Origin of the sequence: Syntrophomonas wolfei subsp. methylbutyratica (assembly GCF_001570625.1) — a bacterium.
Classification (GTDB): Bacteria; Bacillota; Syntrophomonadia; order Syntrophomonadales; family Syntrophomonadaceae; genus Syntrophomonas; species Syntrophomonas methylbutyratica.
Genome location: NZ_BBQT01000018.1, coordinates 34,862 through 61,631, shown reverse-complemented (window position 1 = coordinate 61,631; position 26,770 = coordinate 34,862). Strand labels below are relative to the sequence as shown.

21 protein-coding genes and 1 pseudogene are annotated in these 26,770 nt (G+C 43.7%); 21 read left to right on the top strand and 1 reads right to left on the bottom strand.

Going from position 1 to position 26,770, the window contains the following annotated elements:
• Nucleotides 1-9 precede the first annotated feature (9 nt).
• The 20 genes and pseudogenes from AWB54_RS11985 to AWB54_RS11890 all read left to right on the top strand — a co-directional run bounded on the left by AWB54_RS11985 (nucleotide 10) and on the right by AWB54_RS11890 (nucleotide 23,887).
• A complete protein-coding gene (locus tag AWB54_RS11985) occupies nucleotides 10-2,691 on the top strand; it encodes a DEAD/DEAH box helicase (protein WP_061214832.1) in 2,682 nt (893 codons plus the stop codon).
• Nucleotides 2,667-4,154, top strand: a complete 1,488-nt coding sequence (gene pglZ, locus AWB54_RS11980) for a BREX-3 system phosphatase PglZ (RefSeq protein ID WP_153014722.1) — start codon at nucleotides 2,667-2,669, stop codon at nucleotides 4,152-4,154. Before AWB54_RS11985 ends, pglZ begins: the two co-directional genes overlap by 25 nt.
• Before the next feature lie 4 nt (nucleotides 4,155-4,158).
• Nucleotides 4,159-4,875: a hypothetical protein gene (locus tag AWB54_RS11975; protein ID WP_061214830.1), complete on the top strand. Its 717-nt coding sequence runs from the start codon at nucleotides 4,159-4,161 to the stop codon at nucleotides 4,873-4,875.
• A 252-nt stretch (nucleotides 4,876-5,127) separates the two neighbouring features.
• Nucleotides 5,128-6,030: pseudogene (locus AWB54_RS11970) on the top strand (HsdM family class I SAM-dependent methyltransferase); the annotation flags it as partial.
• Nucleotides 6,023-7,219, top strand: a complete 1,197-nt coding sequence (locus AWB54_RS11965) for a restriction endonuclease subunit S (RefSeq protein WP_061214829.1) — start codon at nucleotides 6,023-6,025, stop codon at nucleotides 7,217-7,219. The pseudogene AWB54_RS11970 and the gene AWB54_RS11965, both read left to right, overlap by 8 nt.
• A gap of 25 nt (nucleotides 7,220-7,244) precedes the next feature.
• Nucleotides 7,245-7,568, top strand: coding sequence for a hypothetical protein (locus tag AWB54_RS11960; protein WP_061214828.1), 324 nt, complete (start codon nucleotides 7,245-7,247; stop codon nucleotides 7,566-7,568).
• Between the two features lie 63 nt (nucleotides 7,569-7,631).
• Nucleotides 7,632-10,979 carry a DEAD/DEAH box helicase family protein gene (locus AWB54_RS11955; RefSeq protein WP_061214827.1) on the top strand — a complete coding sequence of 1,116 codons (3,348 nt, stop codon included), beginning with the start codon at nucleotides 7,632-7,634 and terminating at the stop codon, nucleotides 10,977-10,979.
• A 155-nt stretch (nucleotides 10,980-11,134) separates the two neighbouring features.
• Nucleotides 11,135-11,869: an RNA polymerase sporulation sigma factor SigK gene (gene sigK / locus AWB54_RS11950; RefSeq protein WP_061214826.1), complete on the top strand. Its 735-nt coding sequence runs from the start codon at nucleotides 11,135-11,137 to the stop codon at nucleotides 11,867-11,869.
• 161 nt (nucleotides 11,870-12,030) lie between these two features.
• The gene (locus AWB54_RS11945; RefSeq protein ID WP_174520067.1) at nucleotides 12,031-12,375 is read left to right on the top strand and encodes a hypothetical protein; all 345 of its coding nucleotides are present in this window, start codon (nucleotides 12,031-12,033) and stop codon (nucleotides 12,373-12,375) included.
• Nucleotides 12,376-12,413: 38 nt separating this feature from the next.
• Nucleotides 12,414-15,848: a pyruvate carboxylase gene (locus tag AWB54_RS11940; protein WP_153014721.1), complete on the top strand. Its 3,435-nt coding sequence runs from the start codon at nucleotides 12,414-12,416 to the stop codon at nucleotides 15,846-15,848.
• 533 nt (nucleotides 15,849-16,381) lie between these two features.
• On the top strand, nucleotides 16,382-16,507 hold the full coding sequence (locus AWB54_RS16545) for a hypothetical protein (protein WP_268873649.1): 126 nt from the start codon (nucleotides 16,382-16,384) through the stop codon (nucleotides 16,505-16,507).
• Between the two features lie 378 nt (nucleotides 16,508-16,885).
• Complete coding sequence (locus tag AWB54_RS11930; protein ID WP_061214823.1) at nucleotides 16,886-17,893, top strand: galactose-1-phosphate uridylyltransferase; 1,008 nt, start codon at nucleotides 16,886-16,888, stop codon at nucleotides 17,891-17,893.
• A 15-nt stretch (nucleotides 17,894-17,908) separates the two neighbouring features.
• Nucleotides 17,909-18,436: a YqeG family HAD IIIA-type phosphatase gene (locus AWB54_RS11925; RefSeq protein WP_061214822.1), complete on the top strand. Its 528-nt coding sequence runs from the start codon at nucleotides 17,909-17,911 to the stop codon at nucleotides 18,434-18,436.
• A gap of 159 nt (nucleotides 18,437-18,595) precedes the next feature.
• Entirely contained in the window at nucleotides 18,596-19,468 is an 873-nt protein-coding gene (gene aroE / locus AWB54_RS11920) for a shikimate dehydrogenase (protein ID WP_061214821.1), read from the top strand.
• Entirely contained in the window at nucleotides 19,455-19,895 is a 441-nt protein-coding gene (locus AWB54_RS11915; protein ID WP_061214820.1) for a GspH/FimT family pseudopilin, read from the top strand. Before aroE ends, AWB54_RS11915 begins: the two co-directional genes overlap by 14 nt.
• Before the next feature lie 10 nt (nucleotides 19,896-19,905).
• Nucleotides 19,906-20,412, top strand: coding sequence for a DUF2179 domain-containing protein (locus AWB54_RS11910; protein WP_011639965.1), 507 nt, complete (start codon nucleotides 19,906-19,908; stop codon nucleotides 20,410-20,412).
• Between the two features lie 10 nt (nucleotides 20,413-20,422).
• Nucleotides 20,423-21,613 (top strand): chorismate synthase, encoded by a 1,191-nt coding sequence (aroC, locus tag AWB54_RS11905; RefSeq protein WP_082736195.1) that lies wholly within the window; start codon nucleotides 20,423-20,425, stop codon nucleotides 21,611-21,613.
• On the top strand, nucleotides 21,598-22,104 hold the full coding sequence (locus tag AWB54_RS11900; protein WP_061214819.1) for a shikimate kinase: 507 nt from the start codon (nucleotides 21,598-21,600) through the stop codon (nucleotides 22,102-22,104). Before aroC ends, AWB54_RS11900 begins: the two co-directional genes overlap by 16 nt.
• Nucleotides 22,105-22,119: 15 nt before the next feature.
• Nucleotides 22,120-23,220: a 3-dehydroquinate synthase gene (aroB, locus tag AWB54_RS11895; RefSeq protein WP_061214818.1), complete on the top strand. Its 1,101-nt coding sequence runs from the start codon at nucleotides 22,120-22,122 to the stop codon at nucleotides 23,218-23,220.
• A 472-nt stretch (nucleotides 23,221-23,692) separates the two neighbouring features.
• Nucleotides 23,693-23,887 carry a ferritin family protein gene (locus tag AWB54_RS11890; RefSeq protein ID WP_061214817.1) on the top strand — a complete coding sequence of 65 codons (195 nt, stop codon included), beginning with the start codon at nucleotides 23,693-23,695 and terminating at the stop codon, nucleotides 23,885-23,887.
• Here AWB54_RS11890 and AWB54_RS11885 read toward each other — a convergent pair.
• On the bottom strand, nucleotides 23,884-25,203 hold the full coding sequence (locus AWB54_RS11885; RefSeq protein WP_061214816.1) for a hypothetical protein: 1,320 nt from the start codon (nucleotides 25,201-25,203) through the stop codon (nucleotides 23,884-23,886). The two genes, AWB54_RS11890 and AWB54_RS11885, sit on opposite strands and share 4 nt — an antisense overlap.
• A gap of 313 nt (nucleotides 25,204-25,516) precedes the next feature.
• Here AWB54_RS11885 and AWB54_RS11880 point away from each other — a divergent pair, with 313 nt between their 5' ends.
• On the top strand, nucleotides 25,517-26,770 hold the full coding sequence (locus AWB54_RS11880; RefSeq protein WP_061214815.1) for a GspE/PulE family protein: 1,254 nt from the start codon (nucleotides 25,517-25,519) through the stop codon (nucleotides 26,768-26,770).

Genomic DNA, 26,770 nt, shown 5'->3' with positions numbered 1-26,770 from the left:
TGTGATACATTGTTTACCGTTGGAGAAAGCGTAATAGATACTCAAAGCAATCGTGTTGTCCTCATTGTTGAGGTACATGAGTTTTGGGGTATAAAAACCTACAAAGCTATCGATATGGCGACGAATGCAGTATATTCCGTTAATGCCGAGAACCTTGCCTCTTCCGTGGCTGCATCCGCAGCTTCGGAGGCGTTTGTGCGCTTTGTCTCAGCGTGGTGCAAGGTAAAAAACGAGCTTGCCAACGGTACGGTTTTCGACACCAGCGAGAGTGTTCTCCCGCTACCTCACCAGCGCTATGCATTAGAGCGGGCAATGACATCAAACGAAGTCAGATATATGCTTGCTGACGAGGTTGGTCTCGGAAAAACAATCGAAGCAGGCCTGATAATCAAAGAGTTGAAAACACGGGGCATCATTGAACGCGTTCTTGTAGTTTGCCCCAAGGGCCTTGTTACTCAGTGGGAAGCAGAGATGCTCGAGAAATTCGGTGAGCGGTTTACTATTGTTTCACCTGAAGATTATGCAACTTTGAAGAAGATAAACCACGACCAGAATGTTTTTACACAAATCCTGCTGGTCATCAGTCCGATGGATGCTATCAAACCACTGGAGCAACGTATTGGTTGGACACAAGAGCGCATTGATCAATACAACGATGACCGTATTGAGGCTGTCGTCGCAGGTGGATGGGATTTGATAATAATTGATGAGGCGCATCGTGTGGCAGGCTCTACTGGTGAGGTAGCACGACACAAACTTGGAGATATGCTCTCAAAAGCAAGCCCACATTTACTGCTTCTCACAGCTACACCACATTCTGGTAAGACGGAGCCTTTCCTGAGGCTTATGCAATTACTTGACCGTGATGCTTTTCCAAATCCAAAGGCGGTGGTAAAAGAGCAAGTAACGCCTTATATCATTCGTACAGAAAAACGAGAAGCTGTAGACAATGAAGGGAAACCGCTTTTCAAAGAGCGTCACACGCACCTTGTAAAAGTGGAATGGCAGCAACGCCATAGTTTGCAGCAGGAGCTCTATGAGCAGGTAACCGAATATGTACGGACCGGCTACAATAAGGCTATGCGTGAAAAGAAACCATACATTGGTTTTCTCATGGTGCTGTTTCAACGGCTGGTTTCCAGCAGTACTGCCGCCATTGTTGACGCACTGGAACGTCGCTTAGACATTATCACCACACAGTCAGAACAGCTACATACAGCAAGCATCGGAGATTTAGCTGACCAAGAGATGGAGGAATCGCTTGAGGAAGCATTGACTGTTCTTTCTGCTAGTATCACTGAGGAGAAAATGCAGCTTGAACTGCTTCTGTCACTGGCAAAGCAAGCGAAAAATCAATTCATTGACGCTAAAGCCGAGCAGCTATATGAAATTCTCCGCGCGCTATCTACGCGGGACGCTGATGCGAAGATTATTATATTCACTGAATTTGTAATGACGCAGAAATTTATACAAGCGCTGGTTGAGGCGCGTGGCTTTACAACTGCGCTTATCAACGGCCATATGTCGATAGAAGAAAGAAATGTTGCGTTGCGGCAATTTCGCCGTGAACGTAACATACTTATATCCACTGATGCAGGTGGTGAAGGTATCAATATGCAGTTCGCACATATTGTAATTAACTACGACCTACCTTGGAATCCGATGAAGATTGAGCAACGTATTGGTCGTGCAGACCGTATCGGGCAAGCCAAGGATGTCGAAGTATTTAATTTCATTCTTGATGACACTATTGAAAATCGTGTGCGCTCTGTTCTTGAGGAAAAACTGGCCACTATCCTATCAGAACTCGGTTTTGATAAACTTCAAGATGTACTCAATAGTGACAGTGCCGAGCTTGACTTTACCCAAGTGTATATGAAAACTATAGCAGCACAAAAGTATGGAACATATTACACTGATGAGCTTAGCAAGGATATGGAGAAGCAGGTCGGACAGGCTGTAAAAATCCGTGACATTATTCGGGATGAAAAAACGCTAATGCCTGATAGCCAGTTTGAACGACAACAACAAGCTTTCCACAGCGTGTTGCGGAATATGGTTACTCATTATAAAACTTGGAAAGGATATACCATTGATCCGCTGTTTGATTTAGAACTGTCCGTTTCAGACCCTCAAATACAAATGCTTCTTGGCGATAAAATAGTGTGGCATCAAAAAGATGGCATTCCTGTTTTTGAAGTTAAAGGCGTAAATACCGAGAATGGCCTATGGTCATTATGGCGGATTTCCTTGAGCGATGGTGATGAAAACCAGCGCATGATTTCACTTTTTATTAATGATAATAATGTCTATCGTCCAGCTGCATCTAAGCTACTTTGGGATGAGATGCTTCACAATAAAATTACACTTAATATGTTGGGTTCGGAATCGCTTGACGATGCCACATATTGTGCTATTCTCTCCCGTGCTGCCGAGCTGACTGAAGATACATTCCTTGAAATGAAGAATCATTATTATTCTTGGCACGAACAAGAATACAAAAAGCGCCGATATGCCCTGACACTTCGCATAGAAGCGGCTGACAAAATCGGCATAGAAAATATTCGCGTGTCTCGGATAAAAAAACTTGAAAGGCAGTTGCAAGAGCTACAGCAGGAATACAATCGACATAAGAGTATTTGTCCTTCGCTGCAGCCGATGTTAATATGCAAGGTGAAAAAGCCATTTTGAGAGATTTGCTTTTTGAAAAAGCTGGGCTGCCTTGGGTTGAACGGCTTATTATATACGATACTGATAACCTTGTTTCTCGAACTGCCGGAACTAACGGACTGTATTGGGATGAGTATAGCGTTTTTGAAGTGAAATGCTCTGAAGAGCTTCGATTCATTTACGAACGGGATTGTCGTCAGACTAAAGAAAGCACCATTTTCATAGTACCCAGCTTGGATATCAAAATACCTTATGACATTTATAAACAGTTCACAATTGTTACGCTGGGGCTTGACACAGTATTCCCAAGACTCGATACCTCTACCCTCCGTGCCACTCGCAATATTGATTTTAATTACTTATCTGTAGCAACGAAGTATTTGAGTGGACGTCGTTTGACTGCAAAACAGACAAAAGCGTTTTTAACAGTTGATATGTTCAATCAGGATATAGTAAATGATTACTCTTCAGCTGCTACACGAGAGCTTATAATGCGTTTGGCCTCATGCAAGACATACCGCGATTGGACGCCAGTTATAGAATTGCTGTCTAAGCTTATGCTACTACGCGACAAAGGATTTACGATTAAAGATATTCAAGAGACTTACAGTTCAGTTGATTCAACTTTCTGCAATTGGACTTCTGAGCGATATCCGTCTCTCGCGGCGACGGCAGATATTAGCCAGCCTGTAATGCTTCATCACGTTTTGGACTTTGTGCGCCGAAATGGCCAAAAGCCAGCAATCATTGTTATTGATGGTATGAGCTTTGTGGACTGGCAACTAATCCAAGAATCATTTGCAGACGCGCCTTGGAAATTGAACGTCAATGCAGTTTTTTCGTTTATCCCAACGATCACAAGCATTGCTCGACAGTCTCTGTTTTCAGGGGCAATACCGGTGCAGAATGCGAAAACATTTTCTTTGGTTGATGAAGAAAAACAGTGGCGACAGTATTGGACGGAGCACGGGCTCCGAGACGATGAGATATATTTCGGAAAAACCGAAACACCCGAAATCCCCGATAAAATCAAAGCAGCTGGAATTGTTGTAAATTTCATTGATGACCTAATACATAGACAGCTTCAAGGAACTCCTGGAATGGCAGTGGATATAGAAACATGGCTTAAAAACGGCACACTTCGAAGCATGATTGAAAATCTGTTGTTCGCTGGTTTTGATGTTTTTATTACTGCCGATCACGGACATACTGAAGCGGTTGGTATGGGTCGATTCACAAAGCCGGGACTTTTGACCGAGGATGTCAGTCGCAGGGCTGTTATTTATAAAGATTTTGCCGGTGCTGAAGAACTTGATAAGTTCAAGGTTTGCGAGTATGCTGGCACTTATATGCCGAAAAATTATCGCTATTTCCTCTTTGCAAACGAAGAGTGTATTGGTGATCGCGGCAAAAAATACATCACACACGGCAGTGATTCTATTGAGGAATTACTGGTGCCGTTTGTTAGAATAGGAGTGGTTTAATTATATGGCAAAAATTGTTGCCTTTTCATTACCAATTGATCTCAACCAGCTGAATGAGGTTTACGAATTATACATTGCTGGAGTATCCAGAGAAGATGCTCGCACAAGGCTTGATGAACAAATAAGCCAGCATCTATCAAGTAAGGATACAATTAGAAAAACCCGTACAATATTGCTAAATGTCTGGTACGATGGAGAATCCAGTATTCATGATTCTGCTGTTGAAGCCGCTCGGTACTTAACTCGTTCTGAGCGCTTACCAGCACATTGGGCTATGATGTTGATGCGGTTTCCCATTTTCAAAGATTTGTGCATTGTACTCGGCAACCTTTATGAGTTAAAGGATTGTGTATCGGCAGCTCAAATAAAAAAAGAAGTGTTTAACAAGTGGGGTGCACGCTCAACCCTTGAAACTTCACTGTCAAAAAATCTTAAAACGTTGCGTGATGTCGGAGCAATAAAATGTGCTGATAAAAGCGCAAACTATGAAAAATGTGTTCATACTATATCGGACCCTAATGCCGTGGCATTGCTGTTTGCGTCCATCTTGCTGGCTACAGAACAGCAGTATATGACTTGGGAAAGCTTCATATCTCATCCAGCAAATTTTCCGTTTTCTATTTGTAATGTTACGCAGGCAGATATGGCAGCAGTTCCGTATTTGGCAATGGAGCGCATGGGTGAGCAGGTAGTTTTCCGTGTTATATCGCCTTTATCATAACCTTTCAATTTTGTCTCTACCTTTTAATTATTCCTCGGATGCCGACAAAGAGGGGGTGTAAAGACTATGATAATGGAGGCGACGGCAAGGCATAATATCTTAAATAGCATATTCTATAAACGAAAGAAGTGGCTTCCGCTGTCAGTCCATGACCGCAGGAAGTCTTTATATCAAGCGGTTTCCGCCCATTTGCCAACCAGCAATAACGCAGAAACCGCTTGTTTGCATTGTATCAAACTCGGCACGAACATAGACCCTGCCTGTGGAACAGCGGGATTTCTGGTTTCTACTGCGGAGTATATCAGGGAAAAGTATGAGACTGAAATGACTCCTGAACAATGGGAGCATTTTGGAGGCGCGATGTTTACGGGGTTTGATACCGACCGGACCATGTTGCGTATATCTGCTATGAACTTGATGCTGCACTCTATTACCCAGCCCCGTATAGAATATGTAGATAGCGTTTCCAAACAGAACAGTATCTCTACTGCTTATGATATTATTCTGGCTAACCCACCATTTACCGGAACAATTGATACGGAAAGTATTAATGATAATCTAAAAGCAGTCTGCAGTAGCAAAAAAACAGAGCTTTTATTTGTGGCGCTCTTTTTACGGATGCTGCGCAAGGGCGGACGCTGCTCGTGTATTGTACCTGATGGGGTTTTGTTTGGTACTACCAGGGCTCATAAAGCCCTGCGCAAAGAATTGGTCGAAAACCATCAACTGCAGGCAGTTATCTCCATGCCTAGCGGTGTGTTCAAGCCGTATGCAGGAGTTAGTACGGCAGTCCTGGTATTTACTAAAACAGGCGCAGGTGGGACTGACAAGGTCTGGTTTTATGATATGAGAGCAGATGGTTATTCCTTGGATGATAAGCGAACGCCCATTGAGGATAATGATATTCCTGATATTATTGCACGTTTTCATAATCTTGAGGGGGAAGCTGACCGCAAGCCTACGGAGCAGAGCTTTTTTGTGGAGAAGTCAGCTATTGTCGCCAATGATTATGATTTATCTATCAACCATTATAAAGAGATTGTGTATGAAAAAGTGGTATATGATGCCCCAGCGGTGATTATGGATCGCCTAGATAAGCTGAACCTTGATATTGCTTCCAAGATGGAAGAGTTGAGGGGGCTTATTAGTGAGTAAGTGGGAAATGGTGAAATTGGGGGAAGTCTCCATAATACAAGGCGGGTATGCATTTAAAAGTGCTCAGTTTACCAAAAACGGAGTACCTATCATTCGTATCGGGAATTTAAATGGGGATACTGTTGATTTGGATTATGACATTTGTTATCCACTAGAATTTTGGATTGCCAATGATACATATCGTATAAAAATGGGTGATATATTAGTTGCTATGTCGGGTGCAACTGTAGGTAAAATTGGGCGATATACATACAATCAACCCGCTTTGCTAAATCAACGAGTAGGATTAATACGGATTTATGATAATCAGGTTTTTCCTAATTATGTTTATCATTATGTAAAATCAAGTCTTTTTTTAAAGCAAATACAACAACTGTCATTTGGATGTGCGCAACCAAATATTAGTGCTAAAAATATAGAAAGTATATCAATTCCCATTCCACCCCTCGAAACCCAGAAGCAAATAGCCAAAACTTTAGACACCGCTGTGGAACTGCTTGCCATGCGCAAACAGCAGCTTGCAGAGCTGGAAAACCTAATAAATTCCACCTTTTACGATATGTTTGGTGATCCAGTAATTAATGAGAAAGGTTGGGCGCTAAAGAAATTACCTAAATTAGTAGCTAAATCAAAGAACTCTCTAAAAAGGGGACCATTTGGTGGGGCTTTAAAAAAAGAAATATTTGTAGATGAAGGATATCTTGTTTACGAACAGAACCATGCGCTTAATAACGACTATTCTTTTAAGCGGTATTTTATTGATCAAAAAACTTTTAACCAACTCAAGGATTTTGAAGTGAAACCTGGCGATATACTAATCAGTTGTTCAGGTGTATATTTGGGCAAATTATCCATAGTTCCAAAAGATGCGTTGCCAGGAGTAATTAATCAAGCCTTATTAAAAGTCACATTAGATAACAAAGAAATGAACCAAATATTTTTTGTTTATGTATTTGGCAATCCCAATTTTAAAAATCAGCACATAACTTCTAGCAGGGGAAGTGGTATTCCTAATTTGCCACCGATGTCTGTTATAAAAAATATTAACTTTATTACTCCACCAATTTCTATTCAGAATCAATTTGCCGAAATGGTCATTAAGATCGAAGAGCAAAAAGCCCTGGTGCAAAAAGCCATCGATGAAACTCAGTACCTCTTTGACAGCTTAATGAATGAATATTTTGATTAGGATTAAAATATAGGAGTTGAATCTGATGACACCGCTTCAGGCATGGAACATGATAGTTGATAAGTTAAAGGGAACTCAGCTGGAGTTTCCTACTGTACCAAAAATCAAAAAGACACCGATATGGTTTTCTGCAACTTCAGATGGGAAAGCAGTTTTCATTGATAATGCGATTGAAAATAAGCCATCGTGTCAATTATCTATGCCAAGGAAACTTACATATAAGACTTTCGAAAAGGTATATCCTCTTTATCTGAGGCGTGAAAACGGTGAACGAATTAGTAACGAAGTAGCATCCGTAACCGTAAACCAGGTATACTACTTTTCATTGATTAAGCATCTTTGCCAGTAAATCGCAGTTCTGAATTTAGCAATACTTCCAAATACGCTGAATTTATAAGGATAGGTGATTTATTTGTCTGCAAACTTTGAATACTTACAGGAATACCCCGAATATACCCTGTTTGCTACTGCTTGTATTGAAGCGGAGCGTGTGTTGGCTACCTCTCCAGCAATGGCAGCTATGGGGAGCCGGAAAGCCTGCGAACTTGCTGTAAAGTGGGTGTATTCTGCCGATAATACTATTACTATGCCTTACAGGGATAATTTGCAGTCATTGATTCACGAACCCTCTTTTAGATTCGTTCTTGATAACCAGACATGGAGCAAGCTGCCCTATATTATTAAGCTGGGCAACCTTGCCGTACATACGGAAAAAGCCATCAGTCGCAGTGATGCCGTCCTATCTCTTTCTTCCTTGTTTGAATTTATACAATGGATTGATTACTGCTACGGGTTTAATTATGTAGAACGCAGCTTTGATGAAGTAAAAATTCCGGCAGAACAGGTAATCCTTGATGTAACCAAACTCAAAGAAATAGATAGCCTGATTGAGCAAAAAGATTCTGAAATAGAAGCCCTACGTGCCAAGATTGAGGCGATGAGCCCACAGCTTACCGCTGATAAAGAATACCATAAGGAAGAACGCCATTTTACTCCATTGGATATTTCGGAATTTCTAACCCGTAAAAAATATATCGATGTAGACTTGAAACTACTGGGATGGGTATTTAACGATGATGTTCGTGAAGAAGTGGAGCTTTACGGTATGCCGAATCCGGAAGGAAAAGGCTATGCCGATTATGTACTGTATGGCAAAGACGGATTGCCCCTTGCCATAATTGAAGCGAAACGCACTTCAAAGGACCCGAAGATTGGTACCCAGCAGGCCAAATTATATACTGACTGTCTGGAAAAGATGACCGGCAGAAGACCCATGATGTTTACCACCAATGGCTTTGAAACGTACTTGTGGGATGATTTAACTTCTCCGCAGCGTAAGGTGAGTGGAGTCTTCTCCAAAGCCGATCTTGAAAAGCTGATGAACCGAAGGAATGAACGTAAACCTTTGGATGAAATACCGATAGATGATAAAATAACTGATCGTTACTACCAAAAAGAAGCCATCCGGGCAGTATGTGAAAACATTGAAACAGGTCATCGCAAATCATTGCTTGTCATGGCGACCGGTACGGGGAAAACTAGAACCGCTTCCAGTCTAACCGATGTCTTATCCCGGGGTGGATATATAACTAATACCTTATTTTTAGCTGATCGTACTGCCTTGGTCAGACAGGCTAAGAATGATTTTAAAACTAATTTGCCGGATATGTCCCTATGTAATCTATTAATCAATAAGGAGGACAAAACGGCCCGCATAGTATTTTCAACCTACCCTACTATGCTAAATGCAATTGATTCAGCCAAGAACGAAGATGGGCAGCGGCTGTTTACCCCTGCCCATTTTGATTTAATTATAGTAGATGAAGCCCACCGCAGTATCTTTAAAAAATATCGTGCTATCTTTGAGTATTTTGACAGTATGCTGATTGGTTTAACAGCTACACCCAAGCAAGAAGTGGATCGCAACACCTATGACTTTTTTGAGATGGAAAACGGTGTGCCGACCTATGCTTATGCGTATGAAACTGCTGTAGATAACGATCACGTCTTAGTGCCTTACCACAATATTGAGGTTAGAACCAAGTTCCTGGAAGAGGGCATAACTTACGATGAACTATCCGAGGAAGATAAGGCACGCTATGAAGAAGATTTCACAGATGAAGATGGTGAGATGCCTGATTTTATTCCTTCCCCTGCGGTTAATGAGTTCATCTTTAACCAATGTACAGTAGATATGGTATTGGAAGATTTAATGACCAAAGGAATTAAGGTTGCTGCCGGTGACAGGCTGGGAAAAACCATTATATTTGCACAAAATAAAAAACATGCGGAGTATATCGTTGAGCGTTTTAATAAACTATATCCGCAATATCACGGCAGTTTCGCCAAGCGTGTGGTTTGCGATGACAATTATGTACAAACAATTATCGATGATTTCAAAATTGCTGAAAAAGAGCCCTATATTGCTATATCGGTGGATATGCTGGATACAGGTATAGATGTTCCAGAGCTGGTTAATTTAGTCTTCTTTAAACGTGTCCGCTCTAAAATAAAATTCTGGCAGATGATTGGCCGGGGTACAAGGCTATGCAAAAATCTATTCGGGGATGGACAGGATAAAACCCATTTCCTAATCTTTGATTACCTCGGAAACTTCGAATTTTTCCGTACCAACAAAGACAGCGTGAAAGGCAACGAAACCCAGAGCATTTCGGAAGCGATCTTTGCTAAACGGGTTCGCTTAATTCATCATCTCCAGCAATCGGCTTTTATGGAGCAACCTTATCAGGCCATTCGTACAAATCTTATAGATACTGTCGTACAGCAGATAAACACACTGAATACAGAACTTATATCGGTAAAACTGCAGTTACAATACATTGAGAAATATAAAAAGAAGGATGCTTTCGTATTTCTTTCTGACTTAGACAAACATGACTTAATTGTTCACCTGGCTCCACTTGTTTACATGGATGATACAGATGAGTTTGCCAAACGATTTGATAACTTTATGTATGGAATTATGATTGCCCAAATCGAGGGAGCACCATATTTCAATAAAGGCAAGAAGCAGCTGATAAACGTCTGCAGCAGCCTTTCACAGCGTATTACTATTCCGCAGATTAAAGAGAAAATAGAGCTTATCAATAATGTTGGTACGGATGATTTCTGGCAAAATTCCGATATTTTAAATTTTGAAAAGGTGCGCATAGAATTGCGCAGCCTTATTAAGTTTATTGTTGATGAAGGCGGAGTTAGCCCAATATATACTAACCTGAACGATATTGTTCTTGAGGTTAAAGAAGGAGAGGGGTTAGACCCCGCCTATACATTTGAAGACTATAAACTAAAGGTAAACCGTTATATTGAAGAAAACCGCGATCATATGGCTATTTATAAGCTTCGAAACAATATTCGGTTGACTGCTTTCGACTATAACAGCTTGGAGCTTATCTTCACTGGGGAACTGGGTACACCAGAAGATTATAAGCGGGAATACCAGGATACGCCTTTCGGCCTGCTGGTACGTAAAATTGCAAAGATGGAATATGAAGCAGCCTGCGCAGCATTTTCGGAGTTTATCAATGATCAGTCACTAAGCCATGGACAAATTGTTTTTGTAAAAAAGGTTATTGATTATATAGTACAAAATGGCTATATCGAGAATGTATCCGCACTAATGAAGCCACCTTTTGATAAACCTCAGAGTTTTATTAAGCTTTTTGATGGATCAAAACAAAAGCAGATTGTAGAGGCAGTTAACCAGGTTAAGGATAATGCGGTTAAGATAGTAGGATAAGAAAGAATACGATTTCAAAAGAAACAATAGGTTTTAAAACGCTAGCTCCCAGGAACCCTCTCTCTCCCCCCTCCCCAGAATTTTCATGTCAGATTAAGGCACATTTTGTTTGGCAACCTCATATAGTATAGAGCGCAGAATTTGGAGGTGGTAATTTGTCCTTCCTGTTGTGGGCTCTGGCTATTACCGGAATCCTCAAAGGCAGTTTGTGCCTGTTTGCCTATCTCAACAACCAGGTTTTTCCCCAACCTCTTTCCGAAGAGGACGAGCGCAAGTGCTTGCAGGAAATGCAAAGGGGAGAGGAAGAAGCACGGAACATTTTGATTGAACATAACCTCCGCCTGGTGGCTCATGTAGTGAAAAAATATGAAAGCAGCGGAGAAGATCTGGAGGATTTAATCTCCATCGGTACCATTGGCCTGATCAAAGCTATTAGGACTTATAATTTTGAACGGGGGGTAAGATTGGCTACCTATGCCGCTCGCTGTATTGACAACGAAGTCTTGATGCATCTGCGCAGCAGCAAGAAACAAAAACAGGAAGTTTCTCTTTACGACCCCATTGGCCATGATAAGGAAGGGAATGAAATATCCCTGATTGATATTCTCACCAATGACAATGAAATAGTGGATCTGGTGGAGGCTAAAATGCAGGAGGAAAAAATAAAGGAGAAGATTAGTTTACTTTCACGGCGTGAACGACAGGTGATAGAAATGCGCTATGGCCTTTTCAATGGGTTAAAGGAGACTCAGAGGGATATTGCTAAAAAACTGGGTATTTCCCGTTCCTATGTATCCCGTATTGAAAAAAAGGCCATAAAAAAACTGATAAAAGAAATCTATAACCGAGATATAGACTCCCAGGACCTTTGCCAGAGTACGGAGGTTTAGTGTTTCTTTCCGAACTAACCCCCTATGGCCAAGGGCCCCACTGAGTTAGTAGGGGCTTGAATAGTAAGATTAGACTCGCCTGCCCGTATTGCTAAACCCTATAGATTTATTAATGGGACATATACTGAAGCAAGTTTTACGCATTAGCTGCAATAATCATAATGTTAATTATAATAAGTTCGCTGATTTACTGGATAATCATAAAGATATTACGTTTATTCAAAAGGGGAAAAAGTAAAAGCTGTGGGTTGTCTGCCGTTGCTCCTTGGGTTGGAATTTGTACGAGTATCACCATCCTGATTTTATTCGCCAGCCTGTTTTCTTCAGGTATTGATCCTGTATACCAATTGCCCAAAGAAGCGTATATGCCTGTAGAAGGAAATCCATTACTTGATTTTACACCAATACTTATGTGGCTTTTTAGTGGTTTACTGGTGCCCTTTACGGTCATTGCTTGGTGGAAAGACACTAATGGGGGGAGATTTAGGGATTTTGATGGAGTATAATTAATGAGATATGAGAGAGAAGATGAGGGATGCTGATTATGAAATCTTTTAGAAAGGTTTTAATTGCAAACCGAGGCGAAATTGCAATCCGTATTATCAGGGCCTGTCAGGAATTGGGTATCAGAACGGTTTCAGTTTACTCCAAAGAGGATAAACTGGCTTTGTTCAGGACTAAATCGGATGAGTCATACCTGATTGGCAATAATAAAGGCCCGGTGGAGACTTATCTGAGTATCGAGGAAATAATCAGCCTGGCCATTAAAAAGGCGGTGGATGCAATCCACCCTGGTTATGGCTTTTTGGCTGAAAACCCTGAGTTTGCCCAAAAATGCATTGAATCAGGGATTGAGTTTATTGGGCCGACTCCGGAAATGATGGATAAATTGGGGGATAAGATCAAGTCCAAGCTTATTGCCCAGAGCATAGGGGTGCCCACTATTCCCGGAGTTGAAAAAGCTATTAAATCAGATCAAGAGGCGATTAAATTTGCCCAAAGATGCGGCTACCCCATCATGCTTAAAGCTTCTGCCGGCGGCGGAGGACGGGGTATGAGAATTGTGAGAAATGAAACCGACCTGCTCCGGGAATTCCACAGTGCTAAAAATGAAGCCCAAAAAGCCTTCGGAATAGATGACATCTTTATTGAAAAATATCTGGAAAGTCCCAAGCACATAGAGGTTCAAGTTCTGGGCGACAATTATGGCAACATTGTCCATTTATATGAAAGGGACTGCTCCATTCAAAGAAGACATCAAAAAGTAATCGAATTTGCTCCCGCATTTAAGATCTCAGCTGAACAGAGAAAGGCAATATGTGCTGATGCCCTGAAAATTGCCCGGTCGGTAAATTATAGAAACGCCGGTACCGTCGAGTTTCTGCTCGATAAACAGGGCAATCACTACTTTATTGAGATGAACCCGCGCATTCAGGTTGAACATACCGTAACAGAGATTATAACGGGCATTGATATCGTACAGAGCCAAATCCTCATTGCTCAGGGTTATAAGCTGAATTCCAAGGAAGTGGGCATCCCGCGGCAGAGTGCCGTCCAAACCAGAGGGTATGCGATACAATGCCGAGTTACCACTGAAGATCCCAGCAACAGTTTTGCACCTGATACCGGTAAAATTGATGTCTACCGAACCGGGGCCGGATTTGGCATAAGGCTTGACGGCGGCAATGGATATACTGGTTCAGTAATAAGTCCTTACTATGACAGCTTATTGGTCAAAATCACCTCCTGGTCCAGGACCTTCGAAGACGCGATAAATAAATCCCAACGAGCCATTCGCGAAACGCTTATCAACGGGGTTAAGACCAATGAAGCGTTTTTACTTAATGTTCTATCTCATCCCCGTTTTAAAAATGGTGAGTGTGATACGGGCTTCATTGATGCGTCCCCGGAGCTTTTTGATATAACTCCCCGGGAGGACCATGAAGCCAAAATTCTAAACTTCATTGGCGAAAAAGTTGTCAATGAAAGCAAAGGCGTGAAAAGAGATTACGATATACCCAGAGTTCCTAAAATTAATAGCAATTATAAACTTAACGGCACCAAACAAATTTTAGATAAAAAAGGTCCCGAGGGAGTTGTTAAATGGATCCAATCCCAAAATAAACTGCTGCTGACCGATACCACCATGCGCGATGCTCATCAATCATTAACGGCCACCAGGATCAGGACTGTTGACATGCTGCGCATTGCTGAAGCGACCGCCTATTTTGGCAAGGACCTGTTTTCTTTGGAAATGTGGGGCGGAGCTACCTTTGATGTAGCTTACCGTTTCCTGCATGAGTCTCCCTGGGAAAGATTAGCCGAACTTCGTCAGAGAATTCCTAATATTATGTTTCAAATGCTGCTCCGGGGTGCCAATGCGGTAGGCTATACCAACTATCCCGACAATGTGGTCCGGGAATTCATTAAAGAGTCCGCCCAGGCCGGGATTGATGTATTCAGAATATTTGATTCCTTAAATTGGTTAAAGGGTATGGAGGTAGCTATCGACGAGACCTTAAAGAGCAACAAGATTGCCGAGGCTTGCATCTGTTACACAGGCGATATCCTGGATGACCGCAAAGACAAATATTCCCTGGCTTATTATGTACAAACTGCTAAAGAGATTGAGAAAATGGGGGCCCATATTCTGGGCATCAAGGACATGGCAGGACTTTTGAAACCTTACGCCGCCGTACGGTTGATTAAAGCCTTAAAGGATGAGATAGCGATTCCCATTCATCTGCATACCCATGATACCAGCGGGAATGGCGTCGCTACTCTGCTTATGGCAGCTGAAGCCGGGGTGGATATTGTTGACACCGCATTCAGCAGCATGGCCGGTATAACCAGTCAACCGGCTTTAAACTCGGTGGTGGCAGCCCTGGAAAATACCAGCCGGGCCACCGGGATAAACTTGGATGAGATTCAGGAAATTGCCGACTATTGGGATGACATAAGGCCTATATACAGCCAATTTGAATCAGATCTTAAATCAGGAACGGCGGAGGTCTATAAATATGAGATTCCGGGCGGTCAATATTCCAATTTAAAACCGCAGGTGGAAAGTTTCGGACTGGGGCATAAATTTAAAGAAGTCAAAGAAATGTATAAAGCAGTTAATGAAATGCTGGGGGATATTGTAAAAGTAACCCCCTCATCGAAACTGGTCGGGGACCTGGCTATATTTATGGTCAGGAATGATCTGACTCCGGAAAATATTATTGAGAAAGGAAAGGGCATGGCCTTTCCTGATTCCACCATAGCCTATTTTGAGGGTATGATGGGCCAGCCGGTGGGTGGTTTCCCGGAGGCATTGCAGAAAGTGGTTCTGAAGGATAAGCGGCCTATTAGTACCCGCCCGGGCGAATTATTGGAACCGGCCGATTTTGAGGCCATTAATGATTATCTCCAGGGACAATATAACCTGCCAGCCACCAGGCAGGACATTTTGAGCTATGCTCTTTATCCCAAGGTTTTTGAAGAATATTTGGAATTCAAGAAATCGTATGGTGATCTCAGCCGAATGAACAGCTCAGTATTTTTCGACGGGATAAGCCAGGGTGAAGTCTGCGAAGTTGAACTTGAGGAAGGCAAGACATTTATCATCAAGCTGGTCAACATCGGCAAAGTCAATAAAGAAGGCTACCGGAAGATATACTTTGAGGTTAACGGCAATCAAAGAGAAATTACTATCCTGGATAAGCAATATCATAAAACTTTTGATGTTGAAATTGGTTCGACATTAATGGCTGATCCCAACAACAAAAAGGATATTGGGGCCAGCATCCCGGGAACAGTTGTCCAAATACTGGTCAAGGCAGGCGATAGTGTTGAGGCCGGCCAAAGCTTGATTATAATTGAGGCCATGAAGATGGAGACGCGGATTGCGGCTCCGGTAAGCGGTAAAGTGGGCAACATAACCGTCCAGGAAGGGCAGCAGGTTAAGAACGGAGAGTTATTAATGCAGTTGGAGTAGCAAGGTCACCATCACGCTGTTCAAAAAAGCTTTCTTTTGGCGGCTAACTGGCTGCCGACAGGGCCGACCGGAGACTTGCGCGCTCAAGCCAGGTATGCTTCCCCGCACACTTGAGGTCCCACTGTTATGCTGAGCGTGGTGAAAAACCTTGCGGCTGGTCTTTCAATCCATCAATACCATACTAAAATCCCGTTTATCCCGGCAGCTAGTAAAGGATACTTCCTTTTATAGTCGGAAATTCCGTCAAGGTGTTTACTATACTGGCTATGCCCAATGCTATAGATGGGAATTTACTTTTTCAGTATATTGCCGGATGGTGTTGAACGCTATGACAATTATAATAATATTATCCAGGGGACGTTTTTGTTGTGTCATTAAGCTCTTTTAACGATATTAGATGACAAGGGAGATGACAAATGGACGGTTCTCTTGTAATCCCGGATAAGGAAATGGCGATATATGTTCTAATAAAATCTACATAATAGACGGCTCCAAGGGAAAAATAAAGTGAAATAACCAAGGAGGTAATTATTATGTGCTTTTTATGGATAAACATAGACGACAAACCCTGGCAGGAATACACTGACGAGTATAGAAGAAATGAAGAAAAACCTGATAACGTTAAGGTCAGTAGCTCGGAGCAATTTGCCTTAGACTAAACACCAATTATCTTGCCTAACAAGAGGATGAGGACTGGATAGCAGCCAAGCATCTGAAGAATTACGACCGAGGGGTCAAGGGGGTTACATTGTAGCCCCCTTGTTTATTCACCTTTTGATATTAAACGGTAAACTCCTGGGGCGTCCTCCCTGCCCCCCAATGGGGCTAAATTAAGTGCCTTCTGTTTTTTATCTTACTATTTTGCAGGGCAATCAATTTTCTCGAATAAAATTTCCCATAAAGATACTTTATGCTGGTTATTCAGCCAGGGTTGAAGATATAATTAATAGAGTATGCTTAAAACCAGGGCAATTAATTGTCTTTCCTGGGCATATAATTATCATAATACTAAGCGGCTGCTTTAAGGGGGGACAGGTATGCCGGAATTGAGAAAGGATTTGCTGCATGACAAATGGGTATTAATCGCTACCGAACAGGCCCTTGAACCAAGGTTTTTTCCGATTAACCGCAATGGTACTTATGTTCGCAAGGATAAAGTTTGTCCTTTTTGTGACGGTAATGAATCGCATACCCCACCGGAAATTGCTGCCGTGAGAAAGGATAACTCGGCTCCGGATTCTCCGGGTTGGATTGTTCGCACGGTACCCAGCAAGTATTCTGCCTTTAAGCTGGAGGGAGAATTACAGGAAGAACGATCAGGGATATACTTTAGCTGCAACGGCCTGGGAAAGCAGGAAGTGGTGATAGGAAACCCAGATCATAATTGCAAATTTCACCAATTTTCACTGGAAAGAATCGAATTGATTTATCGGATGTTTAAAGAGCGCTACCAGGCCCTGGCAGTTGATCCGCGTATCAAATATATTCAGATTTATAAAAACCAGGGGCTCTTTGCCGGTGCTTCCCAGGAGCATAGTCATAGCCAGATAGTGGCACTTCCCATGGTTCCTTTGCATGTGGCCATTCCGGCCAGCTACTACCAGCATAACCAAAAATGCCTTTTATGTTCCATTATGGAGCAGGAACAAGAAAACGGGGAACGAATAATATACGAAAGTGAACACTTTCTCCTCTTATCGCCATATGCTTCACGCTTTTCCTATGAGACCTGGATAATACCTAAAGAGCATAAAGAGCATTTCGGTGATATAAGTGAAAAAGAGATATCTGATTTGGCCAGGACCTTGAAAACCTTTCTAACTATTATGCTTGATTCTTTAAGCCATCCTTCCTATAATATCGTGATAAACACCGGGCCGCTAAATGGGGTCAGCTCGGAAGGGGCTCACTGGTTCATGGAGATAAACCCACGTTTTATCGTGACCAATGGCTTCGAGATGGCTACGGGCTATTATACCAATCCGGTGGCGCCGGAGTTATCCGCTGCTCTCTTACGGCAGCGAATACTGGAAAATGATCAATAGTAGTGAGGTTTGCAAATGCTTGAATTCCTTTATCCTCAAATCTATGTTAAATCTCTTTTGGAAATACCGCTGGATGAACTTAAAGAGCTAAAGATTAACACTTTCATTTTGGATCTCGATAATACAATTACCGAGTGGAATAGAAGGGAAGTAAGGCAAGAAGTAGTGGAATGGTTTCAGAATATCAAGGACCAGGGCTTCAAGGCCTGTATCCTGTCCAACAATGGAGAACAAAGAGTTCTGGCTGTAGCCAGGAGCCTGGGGATTCCATATCTTCACCGGGCTCAGAAACCCCGGCGCAGGGCCTTCTTCCGGGCTCTCTCCTTAATGGAAAGCCAGGCTGCCGAAACCGCAGTAATTGGCGATCAGATATTTACCGATGTCTTGGGAGGAAACCGGGCGGGCCTATATACGATTCTGGTGGTACCCTTGGATAAGAGAGAGTTTCCGGGCACTAAAATATCTCGTTGCCTGGAATACTTCGTTTTGCGCCGTTTGCGCCGGAAACCGGTCGTCGGACGTCAGGGGGAGAATAGGAAATAGGCCGTCGGTCGTCAGGCGTTGGCCGTTGGGAGCAAGTTGGGGGGAGTAAGTCGTAGGCCGTTGTATGTCAGGCGTGAGTCGGGAGTTATTTATCAGGAATAGCTCGCAGGGAGTCTCCAACCCCTCACTCCTCACGGGATTAAGAAAGGAGAAAGAAATGTGCATTTAGATGGCAAAACTGAACTTATGGGCTTGATAGGTTATCCCTTGCAGCATAGTCTTTCTCCCCTGATGCACAATCTTACCCTTAAGAAGATGGGTTTAAATTATATTTATCTGGCACTGGAAATTGAGGAAGGAAAGCTGCCTGAAATTCCTTCCGCTATCCGCACTCTAAATTTTCGAGGATTGAATGTTACCATCCCCTATAAGGAAAAGATCATCCCCTTTTTGGATGAATTATCATCCGAAGCGGCCGCCTGCGGGGCGGTAAATGTGATAAAGAATGAAAACGGGCGCTTGCAGGGTTATAATACTGATGGCCAGGGGTTTGTGGAAGCATTACGGGATGAAGGAATCGACCCCGGAGAAAGGGCGTTGTTTATCGGGGCCGGGGGAGCAGCCCGCTCGGTGGCCTTTGCCCTGGCCGGTCTTGGGCTAAGCCGCCTGGATTTTCTGGATTTGGATTTAGCCCGGGCCAGGCAGCTGGCAGAGTTAATAAGCAGCCGCAGCTCAAGTTTTGCTTCAGCTTCCCTGATGAACAGGTTTGAATTTCAGCGATTGAGCCGGACAGCCAGCATTATCATTAACTGCTCCCCGGTGGGGATGTTTCCTGACATTGATAAATCGCCGGTAAGCAAAGAGGATCTGCGGGGAAGCAGGGCCGTCTTATGCGACCTCATTTATAACCCGTTGCAAAGCCGTTTTTTATCCTGGGGGCAAGCCCTGGGGCTTGAAACCATGAATGGGCTGGGGATGTTCGTTCAGCAAGGAGCTCTGACCCTGGAAATACTGCTGGGGCAAAAGCCTCCCCTGGACTACATGAAGGAAGTGGTGCAAGATCAGCTCGACAAAAGGGTTGACCCTGATTGAACTCCTGTTTGTCATCGCTATTCTTGGCTTGGTCCTGGCCCTGGCTGCTCCGGAGTTTTCGACTATTATACAAAAGCAGCGGTTGCAAAGTGATGCCCAAAGAATGTCCTGGGTGTTGCGAATGGCGCGGCAGGAAGCCATAAGCAGCGGGCAATCGCAAGTGATATACTTTTATACCAGTGATACCAAATATAAAGTTAAAAATGGCTCCACCTATCAATTAAGCCCGGGTATTACATATTTGGGCCTGACTACTTTTGCCAAGCATGATGACAAAGCAGCCTGTATTTTTTTGCCTTCAGGAGTACCTTCTCACGCAGGAACGGTAACCCTGGAAAACCAAAAAGGGGAATTACGCTATATTATAGTAAGCGTGGCTGCGGGGAGGATTAGGGTTTCCGATAAACCTCCATTAAACTGGGAATGAGGGGAGTAATATGTTGTTTGAACTAATTTTTATTTTCCTGGCCCGGGTGCTGGATGTTTCTTTGGGAACGGTGAGGATGATTCTGGTTATCCGCGGGGATAGAATACCGGCGGCCATAATCGGTTTTTTTGAGATCCTTATTTATACCGTAGCCCTGGGCCTGGTAATCGGTTCACTGAATGAACCCTTAAAACTACTGGTCTTCTGCTCCGGTTTTGCCCTGGGTATCCTCCTGGGATCTATCCTGGAAGAAAAGATTGCCCTGGGCTACCGGGGGGTGCAGGTAACCATTGACAGCGAGCATGGTCATATTGTGGAGGAATTACGGGAAGAAGGTTTTCCGGTAACTTGTTGGGAAGCCAGTGGTAAGGCCGGCTCCAAACTGGTTCTAAATATTTTTCTCAAACGCAATATGGCTGTGGCCGTGGCGGATAAGATATATGAAAAAGACCCCGATGCCTTTGTAGTTTTTATGGAACCCAAACATTTTCAAGGCGGCTATATTAAAAAGAAATAGGGGGATACGGATGTTGTTACGCTTTATTACATCTGGCGAGTCACATGGGAAGGGTCTTATTGGTATTGTTGAGCAAATGCCTGCCGGGGTTGAAATAGGGGAAGAGGATATTAACCGGGAACTGCAAAGGAGACAAAAGGGCTACGGACGAGGCGGCAGGATGAAGATTGAATCGGACCGTGTGGAGGTTTTTTCCGGAATCAGGAACGGCTATAGCCTGGGCAGTCCCATTGCCTATCTCATAAGAAACCAGGATTTTGAAAACTGGCAGGAGATAATGGCGGCAGGAGAATGCAAGCGGCATGAAGAAAAAGTTTTAAACCGGCCTCGGCCCGGGCATGCTGATTTGGCCGGGGCCATGAAATATAATCAGGCGGATATGCGCAATATTTTAGAAAGGGCCAGTGCCCGCGAGACTGCTGCCCGGGTGGCGGCCGGAGCTATATTTAAAAAGCTCCTGGAGTCGTTTAATATCAGGGTTTATAGCCAGGTAAAATCTATAGGACCGGTGCAGGCGAAAACCTGGCAGGTGAATGAGCAGAACTGGCAAGATTTGCTGGAGAAGGTGGATGAATCCCCCTTGCACTTGGTGGATACAGAAAAAGAGTCCCTGATGATGGAGGCCATTGATCAGGCCAGGGCCAAGGGGGAATCGCTCGGCGGCAGTTTTGAAGTTGGAGTTATCGGAATGCCGCCGGGATTGGGCAGCCATACCAGCTGGGAGAGCAGGTTGGACAGTCAGATTTCCGCTTTACTGATGAGTATTCCGGCCATAAAGGCGGTGGAAATTGGAGAAGGTATTGCCAACTCTGCTAAACCGGGTTCTCGGGTACACGATGAGATATTTTACAATGAGGAAGAGGGACTCCACCGGAAGAGCAACCGGGCCGGAGGAATCGAAGGAGGAATAAGCAACGGGGAGACGGTTTGGGCTCGGGCCTATATGAAGCCTATTCCCACTCTTTATAAGCCTTTGACCAGTGTTAATACCAAATCGTGGCAGGAGGAGAAGGCCGATATTGAGCGTTCTGATATCTGTGCGGTTCCAGCGGCGGCCATAGTCGGGGAAAGCATGCTGGCTTTTGTTATAGCCCGGGCTTTTTTGGAGAAGTTTTCCGGTGATAGCCTGGATGAAATAAGAAAGTCCTATTCAGTCTACCAGGCTTATTTGAAAAGGGTGTGGAAATGGGAAAAAATATAGTATTAATCGGTTTTATGGGTACAGGAAAGAGTTCTGTTGGTCAAAGGCTGGCGGAAAAGCTAAAAATGAAATTTATTGATATGGATCGGGAGATTGAGAAGATTACCGGTTTACCCATCAATCAAATCTTTCGCAAGCATGGAGAAATAAGATTTCGTTCGGAGGAAAAACTGCTGGCGCAAAAACTTGGCCATGAAAGCAACCTGGTTATTGCTACCGGAGGAGGAGTGGTACTAAGCCAGGAGAATATTGAGGCTTTGAGAGAGAATGGCATATTGATTTGTCTTGAGGCCAGCCCCGAAGAAATTCTCAAACGAGTAAAGCGAAAAAAAGCTAGTCGTCCTTTATTAAAAAAGGAGTTTGGGGAAAAGGAGATTAAAGCCATGCTGGAAGCCCGTGATGCTTTTTATGCCTGTACTGATTTCCGCATCAATACCAATAACAAGGAACCCCGGGCGATTGTTGAGGAAATAACCCGGTGCTTAAGGTAGCATAACAGGGAAAGGATGGACAGCTTGCGTGAATTAGAGGTCAGTTTGGGAGAAAGAAGCTATCCGATATACATTGAAGGCGGTTCACTGAAAAGCTCTGGTGTTTTACTTCGTCAAGTAAGCAGGACCGAAAAAATTTTGCTGGTTAGCAATCCCACTGTCTTTACGCTTTACGGCCTGGAAGTACAAGAAGCCATGGAGGAGCAGGGCTTTAGCGTAAGCGTGGCTCTGATGCCCGATGGAGAACAATACAAGAACCAGGAAGAAGCCTTCAAGGTTCTGGATCAGGCAGTGGAAGCTCAACTGGAACGCAGCAGCGTACTGGTGGCTCTAGGCGGGGGCGTTGTCGGCGACCTGGCCGGTCTGGTAGCAGCTCTCTACCAGAGGGGGATAGACTATGTGCAGATTCCCACCACTCTCCTGTCCCAGGTGGATAGCAGCGTAGGCGGGAAGGTGGCTATAAACCACCCCCGGGGAAAAAACCTGATGGGCGCCTTTCACCAACCGCGCATGGTTATCATTGACTATTTGACCCTGGCAACCCTGGATAAGCGGGAGTATAAGAGCGGCCTGGCCGAAGTGGTGAAATACGGAATAATCCATGATATCGATTTCTTCGACTACCTGGAATCACATACCGAAGCTATTAAGGCGCAGGAAGCCGGCTCTCTGGAAAAAATAATCTACGAATCCTGCCGGATAAAGAGCGAAGTGGTAGCCAAAGACGAAAGAGAAACCGGGCTGCGGACCATATTGAATCTGGGACACACCTTTGGCCACTCCCTGGAAAAACTGGGCAACTACTCCCGGTTGCGGCACGGCGAAGCGGTGGCTATGGGTACGATAGCGGCGTCTTTTTTGGCCCGGGAAAAGAATTATCTGACCCCGGATGAATTGGAGCGAATCATAAAGCTCTACCAGTGCCTGGGTATTCCCACCCGTTGGCCGGATTTCGAACCGCCGGCTATTTATGAAGGTATGTTGAACGACAAGAAAGTAATCAACAATAAGCTGCGCCTGGTATTACCCCGGGGCATAGGAAACTTTGTGCTCAGCGAGGATATAAGCCGCGAAGAGCTGCTGGCAGCTATCCGGCAAGCCCAGAGCAGCTCATAAAAGCAGGATGTTAATAATATTTGACTAGCAAAAATAACTTTTTGACGAAAATCATGGTACCCGCAGGGTGATATACGCTGATACTATCCGCGTAAATCATAATAAATCTGCGTCAGAAAATCCCCATCCTTGTTATTCCTCCTATTTCCATCGCTGTTTGTGTCCTCTGGGCATGAAGGGTTCCACTGCAAAAACCCCTTTTTTGCATAAGGGTTGCATAAAATATACCAGCATAATAATATTAATAGCTTTTGCAGTGGCATCAAGTTTAGCTATAATTTATTCAACAACTAATATGGAGTGATAAGTTTGAAAGAAATCTTTCATGACGTTTTGTGCCTCAAGAAAGGAATGGTTATAAGTCTGAAAGAAATCTTTCATGACGTTTTGTGCCTCAAGAAAGGAATGGTTATAAGTCTGAAAGAAACTCTTTCATGATCTTTTGTACCTGAAGAAAGGAATGGTCATAAATATGAAGGCTAGCCTCTTAAAAGCCATGGAACTGGCGGTTAATGCCGAAGCTCAGGCCCGTGACCGCTACAAAGAATTGGCCAAACAGGCGGAAGACCAGGAAACCAGGCTATTGTTTGAACAGATAGCCCGCGAGGAAGATATGCATCTGAAAAAGCTCTCCGAACGCCTTAAGGCCTTAAAAATGATGGGTTAATGAGGAAGCGGAGAGGATAGTAAAGCACTGGCAGCTATTACGATTAACAATATCAAAAACAAGGGGATGGCGGTGGCTATTAATTTATTCTTCACATGATGCTCTCCTTGCATGTACTCAGCCATCAGGTGAGTACAATATACCGTATTGCCGGAAAAGGCTATAACCACCAGGAACTGAATCCAGCCCGGTATAACTGCATAAGCCCCGTGGGCTAGATGGGACCAGAGGGAATGGCTGTAATAAGCTAAAACTATAAATTCAATCAAGCCGGCAGCATATTGAAAAACCAGGCTTTGTTTTTGAATGGTAACATTCAATTGCATTAGGTTCCTTATTTCTTTCTGAGTAGCCATATTGGAGCGGGCATTCATAATATCGATTTTGCTCCGGGCTACTTCGATGGCCGCCCGGTGGTTTTCCCGGGATATTATTATACTGTTTTGCGCTTCCTCTATCTCCCGCAGACGAATTAAATAGGGATTAATCATATCACTAATAAAGCCTTCACTAAAATCCGCACCACGCAAAGCGTCCAGCTGTTGCTTGAAGGATTGCAACAGGGAAGAAAGGCGGTTGGCAGCAGACAACAGGGTGTTATAGTCTCCCGCTATCTTGCCGTAAGCCCGGGATAGCCCTTCAACTTGCTCCTCCAGCTCCTTCGCTTCCTCCACACTACCCTTCTCCATAACCAGCTGGGTATGTAGAATAGCGGACAACTCTTGATCCAATTGCTCCCTTTCCCTGAGCACCGTATTTTTCTGTTCTCTCAAGAAAGATGAAATCATACGCAAGCGCAATAGACTGGCTTCCAATAAAGGAAGTTCACTTCCTAGAAAATTGCGGTTCTGCCTGGTGTATTTATCCAAATGACAAGCGTAAAAGGCCTTACCCTGGGGCCATAAACGACAAAGGCGGGCCATCTGTCCTTCTTCAATTCCAATACTAAGATCCTCTTTTTGCCGGGATAATTTTTGTGAGGATAGCAGAAAATCCCCCCATGACGTTTTCGTGGAAAGAAACACACTGGTCTCGGCAACGATATCCGCATCGTTAATGCCAGCTTTCTCCTCCCAGGCTTCGAGTGAGGCAAGATAATCCTCCCAATCACCTTTTTCCACCAAACAACATAATACCAGAATGCTTAAATTATCCTGTTTCAATTGGTAGGAAAAGCTTTTTTCTTCTTCCAGGAGTTTGAAAGAATAATCCGGGTAATAATTGACCTTATTTTGCTGGAATACTTCTATTAATGGAGTAAAATTATCGGCATCTTCTTCCAAAAAATAGTAGTAGCGCCAGAGTTCATCTGCCATTTGATCAACTCCTTAGAATTAGCGATAATTTCAATCACTTCTTTCTAAATTATAGTATCTAATGAATTAAAACTAAAGGAAGAAATGGTCGCAATAATAGATATTATTAACAAAATTGTCAAAACACTTTTAATAAAATCTAAATATAGTAGTATTAAATACGAGGTGAAATATGTCCCCCGCTTCTTTAATAGTGAGCGAAGCGAACATCAGTAGTGCCCGCAGGGTGCTTCTTTAAGCGGCTGGGCTTCTATAAAAGAAAACAGGCGGTGGTTCTAATCCCCCACAAGCTATTTTTGGAGGTTGCCTGGTCATGCCAAGGAATTTGCTAGGAAACTACCCGCAGGATGACAATTTTGTTAATATCCGCAAGAACCCTCGATTATCAAAGCTTGACCAGGATGCTCCCATTGTCCTTTTGGTGAATTCTATCTTGACCCAAGCAGTGGAAGAGGGTTGCAGTGATATTCATATTGAGCCGCAACAGCAGGACATCAGATTGCGTTTTCGCCTGGATGGCGAGCTTTATGAAGCCGCCCGGCTACCGCTTAGCTTACTGGCCCCGATGGTATCCCGAATAAAAATTATGGCCGGAATGGACATTTCTGAAAAGAGGCTGCCGCAAGATGGGCGTTTTCGAGCCGCTATTGAAGAACGAGAAGTTGATTTTCGCGCCTCCACTTTGCCCACCGCCTGGGGAGAAAAGCTGGTTTTGCGAATTCTGGATCGGGCTAATGCTTTAACCCAAATCATGCAATTAGGTTTTAGTTGCAACAACCAAGAAAAGTTGTTGGCATTGGCCCATCGCTCCCAAGGTATGGTTCTGGTTACGGGCCCATCTGGTTCCGGAAAAACCACCACTCTTTATTCCATCTTAACCCAGATTAATTCCATAGAGAAAAACATTATCACCCTGGAGGACCCGGTAGAATATACTCTGCCTGGAGTCAATCAGGTACAAATAAATCCTAAAGCCGGGCTGACATTTGCCAGCGGCTTGCGTTCCATTTTAAGACAAGATCCTGATGTTATCATGGTGGGTGAAATCCGAGATAGGGAAACCGCACACTTGGCGGTACAGGCTGCTTTAACCGGGCATCTGGTTTTTTCCACCTTACACACCAATAGTGCCGCTGGCAGCATTGCGCGGTTAAGGGATATGGGGATAGAAGACTTCCTGCTGGCTTCCTCACTGGCTGGGGTGGTATCACAACGATTGGTGAGGAAATTGTGTTGCTATTGCCGTCAGGAATATTCGATTGAAGAGCAGTTGGCTGAAAAATTGGGTTTGCCCCTGGATAAAGGACGGGTATTTTTTCGCTCAAAAGGATGTCAAGCCTGTCGTAATACGGGCTACCGGGGACGAATTGCTCTGCAGGAAATAATGCTTTTAGGGCCGGAGATTCGTGACTTGTTCAACCGGGGGGAAAGTTCGGAGGACCGCTTGGAAAAAGTGGCAATTGAAAATGGCATGATTAGTATTATGCTAGATGCTATTAATAAAGCTAGAGAGGGTCAGAGTTCTTTGGAAGAAGTAATGAAAGCGATATTCATGGGAGGATTATGA